Source organism: Selenomonas sp. KH1T6 (genome assembly GCF_900108415.1).
In the GTDB taxonomy this organism is placed as follows: Bacteria; Bacillota; Negativicutes; order Selenomonadales; family Selenomonadaceae; genus Selenomonas_B; species Selenomonas_B ruminantium_A.
Genome location: NZ_FNWN01000004.1, coordinates 158,151 through 172,609 on the forward strand (window position 1 = coordinate 158,151; position 14,459 = coordinate 172,609).

Sequence of the window (14,459 nt, forward strand, 5' to 3'; positions counted from 1 at the left end):
GCCCCCTATCTGAAAACAATCACTTAGTTTTACCCAATTTCCTATCCACGCTTCATTCCCCCTGACATAATCGCCCGCAAAATCCTGCCTTGAGCCTCCTTGAAGCAATGATAAAAGGAAACATAATCCCTGCCATAAATCAGCCCCACTGACTTGCAGCTTTGGACTATCTCCTCCGAGCGCCAGCTGACCAGCAGATTGTCCTCCGCCCTGATGCCCGCCCCACACTCGCGCCGAAAGTCACGCAGGAATCCGGCTCCGTCCTCATAATCATAAAACACATTCTTGAAAGTGTTCTCGCCGCATTCCTGCCGCAGTTTGTCACACAGGGACAAAGAATCCTTCCCCACAACCCAGCACTTTACAGCCCCTGCATCCAAGGCTTCCGGCAAGCAACCGCTGACTGCCCACCCCTTCGCCACATGCAGCAAAAGCCGTTTGACTGTCTGCTGCTGCCAGTACAGCACCTCATCATCCTTGTCATGCTCCTGCATGTCATCATAACGAGCCGACAGGTCAAGACCGCAGGCCGCCATGGCCTGCAGGTAAAAGTCCCTGCTGAAGCGGGGCCAGCCATGGCAGCCAAAAGGCAGCTGGTTGCCATTTTTCCTGTAGCAGCGCTCCGCCAACGTATCTATGGAAAAGGCATAAGCAATCCTCAGGGGAGCCAGGCGGAACGCCCTGTCCTCATGCCCCGCTATGCCCCAGAAGGTGTCCTCCCCCCAGCCCTCATACCGCGGATTTCCCTGGCATTTGGCCAGTAGGCGTAGGCAAGCCTCTATCCTGCGCAAAGACAATCCTCCGTTGCCCACATGATAGATTTTATATTTTCCCGGCCTTACTTTCTGAAGGCTGTTCTGCAACTGCCAGGGGCCGCCTATGTAGTCATAGCCCAGTGAACAGAATTCCTGCAAAAGATCAACAAAAACGAAAGCATCCAGTTGATAGATCAGCATATACTCAAAATCCTGGAAATGAGCATAAAACTGCTGTGACAGCAACAACCTGGAATAAGCTGCGACGCTGGTGAAGAACTCCCTCGAAAATGCCATAACCGGGTGTCCCTGCATGACCGCCTCCGGCAGAGCCAGTCCCTCAGGCGACACGAAAACAATGGGATAATGGGGCAAGACTGCATAAAGCCTTGCCAGGCTGATTTTCTCATACCATGTCAATTCCGTCCTGTAAACCGGTACGACAATTACGACCTTCTGCATGCACTCTCACCCTTAACGCTGTAAATAGCCTTATCTGCCACTACCATCCAGTAGCAACCGCATCACATCAAGGAACCCATGCTCCCCATCTTTTATCATCTGTAGCAGATTCTTTCTGTCATTATGATTATGAATGACCTTCTGATCGACATATCTGAGCAGCTCTATCATATCATCTTCACAGGCCTCATCTTTGCGCCTGTCAAACAGCGCCAGGGCAAAGAACTCGGCCAACTTGCATACAGTTACAAAAAATTCATACGCAACGGTAGCATTTTCGTGTACACCATAAGGATATAACATAGTAAAATAGTGGTTCAAAAAATAATTCGTCAAAATATAGCCGTATTCCTCATATATTTTGTCGCAATATGCTCCACGTATACGCACATAGCGCTCTGCCACATCACTCAGAACCACCTTTTCCGACTGGATTCCGTAAGCATTCATGACATTATCCAGATATGGCTGCACAGACATGTGCTCAGGGTGCCTGTTTTCCTCGCCATAGAAAAGTTCCAGTACCGTCATCATATTACGAATATATGCCTTAACATCTCCCGGACAGAGCCGCATTACCTGTTCTGCTTCCCCATCCAACTCACCATATAAATACGGCTGTCCACAACTCTCTATCTCCCCTGCCCTGTCCGACTGTGCCAACTCATCTGCCCTGTCCAGGAAAAATCCCAGCAAGACAAACCTTAGATCAGGTCGCTCCTCAGTACACCGCTGCAAGATTCCCAGCGCAGGACCCTGCATGGACAAAAGCGCAGGCTGCAGTAACTTGCCTGCACTGAAACAGGACCCAGACATGCGGGACAAATCCCGTTCTACCTGTTCAAACCGCAACGGTTCACGGTTCAGCAAGCAGCAGCGAGCTGCAACAGGACAGCTCAGCGTCAAGGTTTCTTCTGCCAGGTTTTCTGCCAATTGCACAAATAACCGCGGATATGTGCGGCATGTTTTTGACAGATATTCCTCGCCACAAGCACGCTGTATTCTGCAGAAATCATCAGGCTGCAAAAAAGGACAAGAGCCTGTATGATCCAGCTTGATGAAATGCTGCAAACGGCCCTCATATTCCTTAGTAACCAAATACTGCTTGAGCCTGGCACGCAGATTCTTCAGCTTCACCTTCTTATATTTTTGGTAGGTATCTTCATCTATGACTATAGTCCATTTGCGGCAACATTCCGCGCCACAAGCTTGCCCATCACACTTGAACCTGCCCGCATATTCAGGTCGAATGCAGGCAACCAGCCCTGCTTTGTCCTTCATGTTCATACCGCCTCATTCTCTTTCGAAAGACATTCCAGCGACAGCCGCCATCATTGTCTGCTTATTCTCCTGAGGTGTGCTTGTCGGGCGGCCCAGGTCTGCACGGGCGCCTATGGCTGCTTCTGCCTCGATGAAGGCGCACTGGCCGGCGGCCATAGCCTCCCTGAACGCCGATTCCACTTCCTCCAGGGTGCGTGCCTTGGCCACCCAAGGATAGCCGCAGGCTCTGGCTATGCCGCACAAGTCAGTGCTGCCTGCCACGGTGGGCTGTCCCCCCACCGACTCATGTGCCTGATTATTGATGACTATGTGCAGGAGATTCGCGGGGCGCTTTGCACCGATTACAGCCATCGCCCCCAGATGCATCAAAGCTGCACCATCCCCATCAAGACAGATGAACTGCCGCTCAGGCCGCTGAAGAGCCATGCCCAATGCCAACGAAGATGCATGGCCCATGGAGCCCACAGTCAGAAAATCATGCCCGTGGCCCTCGCCCCTGGCTTCACGTATTTCAAAGAGCTCGCGGCTGGCCTTGCCCGTGGTGGAGACAATGAAGGCTTCTCCTGCTGCCGCTGCCAGCCGACCTATGATTTCTTCGCGGCGCGCAGCGAAAGAATTACCAAACTTAGGCTTTCCCCCATAAGACAGCGCCCCCTTGCGCACAACAAAAGCAACCTGACGCCCTGCTGACAGTTCCCTGCGGAATGCTGACATCTGCACCTGCACTTCTTCCAAAGTTGTGTCCTTATCCAGCACGAAACTTTGCACTCCCAGCAATTCCAGCAAAGGCAGGGTAATCTGCCCCTGGAACACGTGCTGAGGCTCATCATGCACCCCCGGCTCACCGCGCCAGCCCACCAGGAAAATGCAGGGCAGGCCGTAGACCTGCTCATGGAGCAGTGAGGCCACCGGATTCACTATATTGCCCTCGCCGCTGTTCTGCAAATAAACCACAGGCACCTTGCCCGTGGCCAGATGATAGCCAGCTGCCAAAGCCACGCAGTTGCCCTCATTGGCACCGATAATATGATGCTGCGGCTCCAGCCCATAAGTGTCCATCAGGTAATTGCATACCGCTTTCAGCTGCGAATCCGGCACTCCCGCATAGAAATCTGCGTCCAGGCAGGACAGGAATTCCTCAACCTTCATGCTCTTTCCCCCTTTGCAGGATCTGCCGATACAGCCCCAGAAAATCCTCCCTTGTCAGCTCTATGGGATGATTCTTCAGCCTGACGGGATTCACCGAAAGTGCCAGTTCCCGCAGTTCCTGCTCGCTGACCTCCATTTCCGGCCACAGCCCCCACTCCTTCAACAGATGCGCAAAACTGACCGCCGCAGCCATCGGCGACCTTTCCCCCAAAGCCGCAGACAGCTGCCGAAAGACCTCCGCCAGATAAGATGCACCCCGCACATCCCGGCAATCATCCAGATGCCCAAGCATATAAGGCCAGAGCACCGCCACGCAGAGCGCTGCAGATTGTCCGTGGGGCCAGCCGTACTTGCTGGTCAGCTTATAGCACATTGCATGCCCGGCTGTAGTCTGGGTGATGTTAATGGCCTTGCCGGCCAGATACGCAGCCTGCTGCATACCTGCATTGCCCTGGGGTTCATTAGCCAAGCAGCCCGCACGGGCAGCCTGCCAAAGCGCCAATGCTTCCCTGGCATATCCCCAGCTTTCCTCCGTGGAATTCACCGACCAGGCCGCCTCCACTGCATGACAGAAAGCATCCAGCATGGGAGCAAGACGCTGACGGCGCGTCAGGCTGTCCAGCACGGAAGGTTCCAGCCACACCAGCTGCGGCACCAGGCTGCCATCCGTCACCGACTGTTTCTCGCCCTCCCGGTATACCACCGCATAGCGGGTGGCCTCGCTGCCCGTGCCTGCCGTTGTCGGCACTGCCAGCAACGGCAGGCTATTAGGCTGCTGCGGGCGGGATAGCCATTCCCCCTCGAATTTCTCCGCCTCATAAAGCTTAATGCACTTAGCCACATCCATGGCGCTGCCACCGCCCACGGCCAGAATGCCATCACAGCCCTCCTGCCGAAACAGGCGTACACCGCTCTCTACGGACTCCGCCAGAGGATTCGGCTGAAAGCCGCTGAATCTCACCCAACCTGTCCCGGCCTCTGCGGATATCTCCTCCAGCCTTGCACGGATGCTCAGCTTGTCGAAAGACCCGCCGCAGACCAGCAACAGACGCCTGATGCCCAGTTCCCGCCAGGCGGCTGCAAAGGCAGCTTCCTCTGCCATGCCCCGGAAAACCTGCTGCATAAGCTCACCTCAAATCTCATCCGGTATCAAAGTCAGTATTTCCTTGATAGACATGCACATCTCATCCACTTCCAGGGAACGGTGATGCTCCAGAATCAGCTCGGCGGTCTTCTGCATGGCGGGGAAGCCGCTGCGGATCAAATGGTTGGCATAAATCACGATATTGATGCCATGACTGCCCAGTTCCTCCTCCGTCACCTGATTATAGGAGGTAGGGACGACCACCAGCGGCGTTGTCCTGTCCTCTGCGCGGAAGGCATCGCAAAACTCGTAAATCTCCGTTGGCTCCTTCCTGCGGGAATGGATCATGATGCCATCCGCCCCTGCTGCCACATAAGCCCGCGCCCGTGCCAGTGCATCCTCCATGCCTTTTTCCAGAATCAGGCTCTCGATACGGGCAATGATCATGAAATCCTGCGTCTTCTGCGCCCGCTTGCCGGCCCTAATTTTCGCGGCAAAATGCTCCGGCTCATCCTGAGTCTGCTTCACCGAGGTGCCGAACAGGGAATTCTTTTTCAGCCCCTTCTTATCCTCAATGATAATAGCTGACACACCCAGGCGTTCCAGCGTGCGTACGTTATAGACAAAATGCTCGGTGAGCCCGCCAGTATCCCCGTCCAGTATGATAGGCTTCGTGGTCACCTCCATGATGTCATCTATGGTGCGCAGACGCGAGGACATATCCACCAGCTCGATATCCGGCTTGCCCTTGTCCGTGGAATCACAGAGGCTCGATACCCACATGGCATCGAACTGCTTTGCTGCCCCCTCATGGTAAACTGTTGTCTTTTCCACAATCAGTCCCGTGAGGCCGCTGTGGGCTTCCATGGCTGTCACGACATTTTTCAGGCCCAGCAGTTTCTTCAGCCGCCCGCGCCGTATATCCGGTATGGACAGCCTGTCACGGGACGCCTCTTCCATCAACTTATAGGCTTCCCTGTCTGCGTAAGGATATTCCACCAGACTGCCTCCATAGGACTGCAGTTCCCGCATTGTCTCCTCCCGCACGCTCTGCTGCAGACCTTGCTGCCAGTCATCACCATGCACGACGATGTCCGGGCGGTATTTCCTGAGATTCGGCACATAGCTCAGGGTATCCTGGGGCACCACCTCGGATATGCCCTTGATGCTGCCGATAATGGCAGCCCGCTCCGCATAATCCAGCAGCGGATAGCGCTTATAGCTGACCACAGCCTCATCCGTCAACACTCCCGCGATAACCCTGCCCAGCTTTGCTGCCAGTTCAATCAGGCGCAGATGCCCGCTATGAATGACATCTGTGCTGAAGGCCATGTAAACCGTCTTTACCTGTCCATCCATAACTCCCGCTCCTTCCTGACCTCCGTCAAATCCTCCAAAGTATCTATTTCCCGACAGAACATATCCCTGATATCGCAAGCATACAGCTCACAACGCCCCGCTATCTCGTTAAACGCAATCTCGGCATAGCAGTTTTTCTGCCCTGTCTGCACAAAGCGATGTATGGACTCCTGCCATACCTGCCAATCAGCGGCCCGCAACTTGTATAGAGGCTGTGCCGCCACAGCGCTCTCAAAGAATTCAATACCTATTTTCCCGATACGTCCCTCATCATCCAGCACTGCCTTGAAATCCTTCTCCGGCAGTGCCGCCGTGCTGCTGACCGCCATCACACTGCGCTGCTGAGCCAGCACCTTACGCAGCACTTCCCGGGCAAAGACCAGATCCCCGTGCATCAGCAGCAGATCAGTATCCCGCAGGGCATCCCCGGCCAACTCCATCGACCAGATATAATTGGTGGACATATAAGCCGGATTAGGTACGAAGGCATAGGACAAGCCCAAGCCTTGCGCCCGTACATATTCCTCCAGCGCCTCCGCAAAAGGCCCCGTGGTTATAACCACTTCCCGTAATCCCGCCTGTGACAGCAGGCGCAGCTGGCGGCCCAGTATAGTCTCCCCATTTTCCAGCTCTGTCAGAGCCTTCGGCTGATGTTCCGTCAGCCCCCCCAGCCGCGTCCCCCGTCCACTGTTAAGTATCAAAGCCTTCATTTTATGCTCCCCTTCATATCACTGCAGATCTTCCTGCAGCATTGGCCATTGGATACCCATATTATCAAAGGAAGCCGTATGCTCACGCACGATTTCCAGCATCCTGCCACGCTCCGCCTCTGTTACCCCGCCCGGCCTGCCATCACGCCTGCCGGCCCACAAATGGGCTCCCGTAAGATCCACAGTGCCATCCTTGTACATCTCCGTCTTTGACTCCAAATCCATTTGGCAGTTTTCCATACGCAGCCGCATCTTATATGTCTGCTTAGGGAACATTGTATTGCTGATGCAGTATTCCCGCTTGCTGCCGCCGAAGGCTGCCGGCAAGTTGCCGTCCAGCCCTTCTGGCAAGGCAAAACCACAAAGTTTCGACATTATGGGATATATATCCAGCGTGCTTGTCAGTTCATCGTCAACGAACCCCAGACTGGGCACCCCCGCCCCGCGCAGCATCAGCGCCGCACCTGTCTGCTTGTCGCCCATGATATAAGGCACTTTGTCATAAATTGACACGCCATGGTCAGAGCACAACTCCACCACATACTCATCTTCCGCGAAATGACGCTGCAAATAAGCGAACAACACGCCCAAGCTCCGATCCAGATTGCGTATACCTGCGCGATTCGCAGCCATATAAAAAGGAGTACATTGCAGGCGCACACTTGCTTGCCGTTCCTCCATACCTCCCAGCCTGTCCTCCATATCCATATGAGTCTGCGCTGTCCAGGCAATCTGATAATCCCGCACATCCCAGGGATGAGCATCCATGATATGTAAAAAAATGAACTGATCACATTCGTCAAAAGCCTCAATCTGCTGGATAGTGCGCTCTACTCCCTCAGCTGCCGGCAGACAGTAAGGGTTGACCAACAGCTGCTCATAACCCCTGGTCACCCCATTGAATATGCCATTGCCAACTCCCTGTACATTCACGCAATGATAGCCCAGCCTGCCCATTTGCTCTGCCAGCGTAACATGCTCCGGAGCTAGGGCCACTGCCGCCTGCTCATTGAATATTTGGCTGCGATGCGGGTACAAGCCTGTCTCAATAGTGGCCAAAGAAGGATATGTATATTCACAAACAGAAAAATTTTGATTAAAGATTACACCCTGCCGAAAATATTCCAATATATTCGGCACATTCCTGTAGCCATCTTCCCTGACCTGTACCCAACTCAGGGCATCGACAATGATGTGCAGGACAAGTTTATGCCGTGCAGGGCTATGACCCAGACGTATAGTTCGTCCAACAGCCATCTCAGTCTTCGATGAGATGCTTGCGGACTTATCAAGCCGAAAAAAGCTGTAGGAATGCTTGCCCAGCCAAGTGGATTTCCCCGGCTTGCCAGTTCCACTGCTGAAAGTGATTTCCTGCTTATCCACCGTACCGGCCATAGGAACAATCCATGTTTCTCCCTCAGGCAAAATGAAATCAACAGTTTTTTTAGGAACTGCCCTGAACAACTCGAATACAGTGTCACCTGCGGAGTAGTTGACGAATTCTAAATTATCCTTTACAGCAGCCACTGCACCGCCCCTGTCATTCAGGCTGCCCTGGCAGCCGCTGTACACACAGGGCCAGTAAGCATCCTCGGCCGTGCCTTGCATTGCATATAATGGCTCTCCCAGAAAAATGCTCATCTTATGCTGCAGCTGTCTCTCAGACAGATAAACCCTGCGGGAAGCAATAGGCGCATACTCGCTAAACCCCAAGGCGATAGACAAACGCGCCATATATTCGTCTTTGTCCAGCAAGGCACGCTGCAGTTCCAGAGGCAAATGATAGAATTTGTGGCAAAGTCCCTGATACCAGACAGCTTGCATATATTTGCCGAAATGCTTATAGCATGTAATAAGCAGCTTCCAAATGATACCATTGACCCGACGCACCCCTTGCGCTTTTTCAGCTTCTGCCAGAGCCACCTCATAACTGCCGTGAGCCAGTGCATACCAAGCGTAAAACACAGAAAAACGCTCTGTCTGGGGTGCAGACTTCCCATATTCTACAGCCAGTTCCAAATATTCATCATCAAATTCATGCCTGCCCGCCTTGGCCAGCAAGCTAACAAATAAATCTCCTCTGGCATCATACCCTTGTTCATAAATTCCCTGCCAGACTGATGCTTCCGCCCTGTACATAAAACCCTCCTTTGCTTAGAGAACGACGACACCCCTTGCGTACTTTCGTTCAATATCACAACGCAAAAGGATGCGCAAAGCTAGCTGTATGTTCCATTGACTGAGCCAGGAACCGCTGCTCCACGACCGGCTCCTGAACACGCATATGACGGCTATCCCGCGTGTACAGTTCTGTACTATACTCACTCATATCAATTGTTCCATCCATACGCGTTTCAGCCTTTGTTTCCAGGCGGAACTCATAGTTTTTGTCCCGCAGGCATAGCTTATAAGTCTGGCCGGGGAAGATGGATTGACTAAGCACGGTTTGGCGTCCCGGCCCGCCCAGTGCCCTGGGCAGGCAGCCATCCAGCTGTCCCCGGGGGGCCTCGAAACCTATCGTACGCATCAGTATCGGATAGATGTCCAAAACGCTGGCCAGTTCCTGCACCCGGCCCAGTTGCGGCACACCCGCACCACGCAACATCAGCGCCGTGCCGCACTGGGTTTCGCTGAAATAATACGGTTCCTGCTCATAGACGGCTACACCATGATCGGAAAATGCTTGCACGACATATTCATCCTCATCATAATGGCTGTGCAGGTAATCAAAAACCAGCTGCAGCATCTCATCCATACGTCGGATATTATAAAGATTGTTCACACGCTGGTCATAAGTGCCTGCTTCCCTGACAGAAGCTTCCTGTATCTTAGGCTTGTTGAACATATCCATAACAGGTACATGAGTCTGCGTCCATAGTTCCTTCGGCTGAAATATACCTGTCACATGGGGATCAGAAATATGCATGACCACATACTGGTCACATTCCTCAAATGCTTCCAGCTGATCCAGCAGACGCTTGACCCCCTCGTAAGCGCGCCATTCTATATAAGGATAACCAATTAACCTGTCCATGCCGCGGGTGGCTCCATCATAGACACCGCGCATATCGCTCATCACCGTGCTGCAGTAATAGCCCAACTCGTGCATTTGCTCAGATATAGTCTTGATTTCATGATTCAACCGCGTAAATGCATTATCATTGAAAATCTGGCAGCGCTCCGTATGCATGCCTGTCTCAATATTAGCCAACGAAGGATAGGTGTACTCGCTCTCGGAATAAGCATTATCAAAAATGAGGCCCTTCTGAAAAAATTCCATCAAATGCGGTACCTGTGCATAACCCTCTTTCTTCATCTGCCCCCAGCTTAAACTATCCAGGAACAAGCTCAGCACCAGCTTATGTCGCTTCGGGCTGTGTCGCAGGACAATAGGTGCCCCTATGACCATTTCCTCATCAGAAATTATTTCCGTATCCTGTTCCAGACGCAAAAATCTGAATTCCTGTTCATACAACTCATAATTTGCTTGCCATTTGTCATTACGCAGCTGTGCCTCCTGAGTTGCCCTGCGACCTGCCACCGGCACTACGCAAGGTTCGTTATCCGGCAAGCATATTTTTGTCTTTTTTGTCAGCTTTGCCTTCATGATATCAAAACTAAAATTAGCATAACTATAGACACTACGTACATCATGCTCCTGGAATATCCGCGGCAATAGCACAGCCGTATTGGCAAAGCTGATTGTGTTATAGACGCCACAATAATATTTGTATTCTGCCTCATCCAACTGTCCCGGCAGGAATTCCCCACAGGCGCTTTTCAAATGCCAGGTTTCATTTTCCCTGCCCCCACGTGGATAAAAGTAGAACGGTGCCTCGTGAGGAATAACAGGCCCAGCCAGGTATGCTGACCTTTCTTCATCATCCGCAAAATCAGGCGTCTGCGCACTCATATCTATGAAACGCCTGCACAGCCCCTGGAAAAGCTTCAACCTCAAATGATGTGCCGGCTCCAATTTTTCGTAGATTTCTACCAGCAACAGCCAGATAAACTCATTGATATGCCTGTGCCTAAATGCTTCTTCCGCAAATAGACGAGCCTGCTCCCATTCGCCCAAGGATTTAGCGAAGCATGCTGCAAAAACAGGCACCAGTGCAGGATCCTGCGTCACCTGCTCCAGCTCTCCCAGTCGCTGCAAATATGCATCATCAAAATTATCTGCCCTTACTTTATCAAGCAATTCTTGGAAAATTTTCTCTTCTTTATCCATGTTACCTTCCTCCTATATCACGTCACTCCCTTAATATACACATTACAATGACCTTTCCTCAGACCGCACTAAGCCTCTGTCACGCCGCAGGCGCTCCACAGCCTCGATAACCTGAGCAGGTGTGATTTCCTTTGAGCATTCCAGCTCACGCGGCGTGCCCCAGTGGCGGGGGCAAGGGCACTCCGGATCATTCCAGCGCACACGCAGGTCATTGTAGCAGCCGTGGCATACGAAAGGGTTACTGACGCGATAAGGCGTAAAGAATTCCGTCTGCGGCAGGGTCAGGCCGCTTATCAGCACCACCGGGCAGCCAGCAGCCTGGGCCAGCCACGACAGACCGCTGGGCAGGCCTATGAACAGCTCCGCCTGGGCCAGCATCTCGAAGCGCTCCCTCAGCGGCCTATTTCCCGTGAAATCCTCGGCGCCTGAGGGCCTTCTGATCTCCTGGCCATCACTCTGCACGAATTCTTCCTTATCCAGGCACAGTACCCGATAACCCAGGCCCCGAAGATAAGCGACCACCTCATCCCAGCCGCCGGGATACAGCCAACATTTGCGCCCTCCCGAGGCCTGCACCGCAATGCAGGCATAACGACCACGCACCTGCGGCACGAGCTGTCTCGGCAATTGCCAGCGCTCAAGCCCCGGAGGCTGTCTCAGCCCCATCAGGCCGCAGACGTAGACCTCCCAGGGCACAGCCCTCAAATCACAGGGAGCAGAATAAGGCTCCCCCTGGTACATGCCTAAATGATAGGTGGCATAACAGTCATCCGGTATGTCCTCAACTATGTCCATCTCCGGAAAGCACAGCCCGGCCAGCTCGGCCAGAGCAGTTCCTGTCCGCACCGCCAGGTGTCCTCCCTGCTCCCGAGAAAAGGCTCGCGCGCAGGAAACCATCAGGACAGCCTCCCCAAGGGGAGGAAGTTTGCCCGGAGCATGACCATCGATATAAAGGCATACTTTTTGACCGCTGCAGTCCAGCCTGTGCAAAAACGCTAACTGCCCATCCCGCCACACTGATATTTGCCAGGGAACATAATACTGCTCAAAGGACTGCAGCCTGTCCCCGGAAAGTTCGCCCTCAAAAAAGACCTGCCCGGAAATGCCATCCTCGACACGAATATGCCAGTTGCCCTTCGGCACATCCAGGCGCAAGCCCGCATTGAAATCCAGGCGCAGTCCCTCTATGCCCGTCTCCCCCTTGACAGGCCCCGCCTGTGCTTCATTGGCCAGCACCAGTGCCATGTCCTTACGCACAGGCAGTTCCTTGCCGCATGAAAAAAACATTCCCCTTCCCCCTCATGCCAACCTGTCAGTCCATATGCTCATCCAGCCCGTGGCAAAACGATTTCATGTGCCGGACAGCGCGGCACATGAAGAACTCCTGCAAAGCAGGATCATATATCTCTTCATGCTTCGCATCCCGCGTATAGATATGCGTCTCAAATGCGCTCATATCCACGGTACCATCCTCCCTCGTAGGTTCTACCGTCTCCAGCCTGAACTCATGAGTCTGTGTCCTGATACATAGCTTATATGTCTGCCCCGGAAAGAGAGAATTGCTGGCAACATATTCCCTGACCCTGCCACCCAGGGCCGCCGGCAACTGCCCGTCCCAGTATGGCTCTGGCTCAAAGCCAGCCAGTCTGGCCAGACTGGGCATGATATCCAGCGCACTGGTCAATTCCTCCACATCGCCCAGGGGTGGCACACCCGCTCCCCGCAGCATAAAGGCCGAGCCGGCCTGCTCCTCGCTCAGCAGATAGGGAGGTTCTGAGTATATGGATGCTCCATGATCAGAGTACAGGCAGACAAGATATTCCTCAGGCCGGTAATGCTCCTCCAGGTACCTGAACAGCGTACCAAGATGCCGATCCATCATCTCTATTGACGCTCCGTTGCTGGCCAGGCTCATGGGATTGCTCGGCAGGAACACCGATGCATCCTCAGTCTGCTCCAGACTTTCATACCAGGGCACACGCGCTTCTGCCTGGACAGCCGGCGGAACGCTAGCATTATAGGGATGCGAATCCGTCACATGCAGGAACACAAAAGCATCTGTCTCACCAAACGCCTCCAGAAAGCGCATGGTTCTGTCCACCCCTTCATAGGCACAGGGATAGACCCCCTGGATGATTTTGCGGTCAAAGCCGCGTAAAGCTCCGTTGTATATGCCGTTCGGCTCCCCAATGGTCGTGACACAGTAATAGCCCAGCCCTTTCATCTTCTCAGATAAGGTTGCAATCCCGGGCCGCACTCTCGCCCAGCGCTTATTATGGAAAATCTGCCCATGGTGTAGATGCTGGCTTGTTTGAATGGCCGCCAAGGCAGGGTAAGTGTACTCAGCCACTGCATAGTGATTGCCGAAAGTCACCCCGGAAGCAAAGAATCTGCGAATATTGGGCACCCTGCGGAAATTCTCCTTCTGCATCTGCTTCCAGCTCAGCCCATCTGTCAGGATGTTCAGCACCAGCCGCAACCGTCCCTCATCATGCCGCATAAGGATAGGCTCCCCGATAGCCATGGGGCTGGCAGAACGGACGGTCAACGGCTCGCTGAACCTGTAGAAATCGAACTCATAGCGCAGCAGCCTCACCTCTCCCCCATGCTTTCCATCGCTGAAATCCGCCGCCTGACAGCTCTCCGTTCCCGCTAACGGGAGTACCGCCGCTCCCCCCGATGGCGGGGAGAGCCTTATCTCCGTCCCCAGTTGCACCTTCATGATATCAAAGAAGTAATCTGTATACCCCATCGTGTCCACGGCCACCAGCTCGCTGAGGTCAGCCTGGACGCTCCTCGCCTCGCGCCAGCCGTGAGGATTATAGATACCGCACCATTCTCGATAACCCGAACTCCGCTGCCCAAGAAAATCGCTGTCCAGGAATTGCCCCACCAAGTGTCCACCGTATTGATCATTATCGGAGAAAATTGAGCGGTATTTGACCTGAAAAGGAGCCGTCATGGATTTCATCTCCTGCAGCAGCCGGAGCCTGTCCTGCTGCTCAGGCAGTTCCGGCGGCTCCTCGTCGGGCCTGGCAGCCAGAGCCAAAGCCTGGAAGAAATACGCCTCCCGTTTCTCGCCCAACTCTGCCAGTAGTTTTGCCAAAAGTTGCCAGATCAGGGGCTGCTGACCGCGTCTTTCATAGGCCTCCCGAGCTTGTGCCAAAGCCAACTTCATTTCGCCTCGTTCGCGCAGGCAGCGTGCCAGCCAATAATGTCCTTCCGCCGTATCCGGATTTAGTCTCTCATACAGCTCCAAGTTCTCCAGAAAAGCCTTGCCATAATCTCCCGCCCTGTCCAGGAGCTGAAGCTGTCGGAATACCTCTGCGGCCCTGTCCAGCCATTGCCGGGAGTCAGTTGCCTCACTACCTTCATGCGTCCTCATACCTTACCGCCCACCTGCCAATCACTTCGCTCAAATTTCTGCA

10 protein-coding genes are annotated in these 14,459 nt (G+C 53.6%); all 10 read right to left on the minus strand.

What is annotated here, in order from left to right; genetic code table 11:
• Positions 1-41: 41 nt before the first annotated feature.
• From BLW59_RS04355 to BLW59_RS04400, 10 genes are read right to left on the minus strand one after another with little or no spacing between them, the layout of a single operon-like run.
• Positions 42-1,217 carry a DUF5672 family protein gene (locus BLW59_RS04355; RefSeq protein WP_074696506.1) on the minus strand — a complete coding sequence of 392 codons (1,176 nt, stop codon included), beginning with the start codon at positions 1,215-1,217 and terminating at the stop codon, positions 42-44.
• Between the two features lie 30 nt (positions 1,218-1,247).
• Entirely contained in the window at positions 1,248-2,498 is a 1,251-nt protein-coding gene (gene fliB / locus BLW59_RS04360; protein WP_139283542.1) for a flagellin lysine-N-methylase, read from the minus strand.
• 12 nt (positions 2,499-2,510) lie between these two features.
• The gene (gene aepY, locus BLW59_RS04365; protein ID WP_074696510.1) at positions 2,511-3,647 is read right to left on the minus strand and encodes a phosphonopyruvate decarboxylase; all 1,137 of its coding nucleotides are present in this window, start codon (positions 3,645-3,647) and stop codon (positions 2,511-2,513) included.
• The gene (locus BLW59_RS04370) at positions 3,637-4,770 is read right to left on the minus strand and encodes a phosphonoacetaldehyde reductase (protein WP_074696512.1); all 1,134 of its coding nucleotides are present in this window, start codon (positions 4,768-4,770) and stop codon (positions 3,637-3,639) included. The genes aepY and BLW59_RS04370 overlap by 11 nt, the downstream gene beginning before the upstream one ends.
• Positions 4,771-4,779: 9 nt before the next feature.
• The gene (gene aepX / locus BLW59_RS17945; RefSeq protein ID WP_074696514.1) at positions 4,780-6,090 is read right to left on the minus strand and encodes a phosphoenolpyruvate mutase; all 1,311 of its coding nucleotides are present in this window, start codon (positions 6,088-6,090) and stop codon (positions 4,780-4,782) included.
• Positions 6,075-6,800, minus strand: coding sequence for an NTP transferase domain-containing protein (locus tag BLW59_RS17950; RefSeq protein ID WP_074696516.1), 726 nt, complete (start codon positions 6,798-6,800; stop codon positions 6,075-6,077). The genes aepX and BLW59_RS17950 overlap by 16 nt, the downstream gene beginning before the upstream one ends.
• An 18-nt stretch (positions 6,801-6,818) precedes the next feature.
• Positions 6,819-8,939: a sulfatase-like hydrolase/transferase gene (locus BLW59_RS04385; protein WP_074696518.1), complete on the minus strand. Its 2,121-nt coding sequence runs from the start codon at positions 8,937-8,939 to the stop codon at positions 6,819-6,821.
• A 55-nt stretch (positions 8,940-8,994) separates the two neighbouring features.
• Positions 8,995-11,031: a sulfatase-like hydrolase/transferase gene (locus BLW59_RS04390; protein ID WP_081348377.1), complete on the minus strand. Its 2,037-nt coding sequence runs from the start codon at positions 11,029-11,031 to the stop codon at positions 8,995-8,997.
• A gap of 42 nt (positions 11,032-11,073) precedes the next feature.
• Positions 11,074-12,318 (minus strand): autotransporter strand-loop-strand O-heptosyltransferase, encoded by a 1,245-nt coding sequence (locus tag BLW59_RS04395; RefSeq protein WP_074696520.1) that lies wholly within the window; start codon positions 12,316-12,318, stop codon positions 11,074-11,076.
• Between the two features lie 25 nt (positions 12,319-12,343).
• Positions 12,344-14,416 carry a sulfatase-like hydrolase/transferase gene (locus BLW59_RS04400; protein ID WP_074696522.1) on the minus strand — a complete coding sequence of 691 codons (2,073 nt, stop codon included), beginning with the start codon at positions 14,414-14,416 and terminating at the stop codon, positions 12,344-12,346.
• Positions 14,417-14,459: the final 43 nt, after the last annotated feature.

Coding starts and splice junctions, on each gene's coding strand:
- BLW59_RS04355 (WP_074696506.1), bottom strand. CDS start 1,217: ATGCAGAAGGTCGTAATTGTCGTACCGGTTTACAGGACGGAATTGACA.
- fliB (WP_139283542.1), bottom strand. CDS start 2,498: ATGAAGGACAAAGCAGGGCTGGTTGCCTGCATTCGACCTGAATATGCG.
- aepY (WP_074696510.1), bottom strand. CDS start 3,647: ATGAAGGTTGAGGAATTCCTGTCCTGCCTGGACGCAGATTTCTATGCG.
- BLW59_RS04370 (WP_074696512.1), bottom strand. CDS start 4,770: ATGCAGCAGGTTTTCCGGGGCATGGCAGAGGAAGCTGCCTTTGCAGCC.
- aepX (WP_074696514.1), bottom strand. CDS start 6,090: ATGGATGGACAGGTAAAGACGGTTTACATGGCCTTCAGCACAGATGTC.
- BLW59_RS17950 (WP_074696516.1), bottom strand. CDS start 6,800: ATGAAGGCTTTGATACTTAACAGTGGACGGGGGACGCGGCTGGGGGGG.
- BLW59_RS04385 (WP_074696518.1), bottom strand. CDS start 8,939: ATGTACAGGGCGGAAGCATCAGTCTGGCAGGGAATTTATGAACAAGGG.
- BLW59_RS04390 (WP_081348377.1), bottom strand. CDS start 11,031: ATGGATAAAGAAGAGAAAATTTTCCAAGAATTGCTTGATAAAGTAAGG.
- BLW59_RS04395 (WP_074696520.1), bottom strand. CDS start 12,318: ATGTTTTTTTCATGCGGCAAGGAACTGCCTGTGCGTAAGGACATGGCA.
- BLW59_RS04400 (WP_074696522.1), bottom strand. CDS start 14,416: ATGAGGACGCATGAAGGTAGTGAGGCAACTGACTCCCGGCAATGGCTG.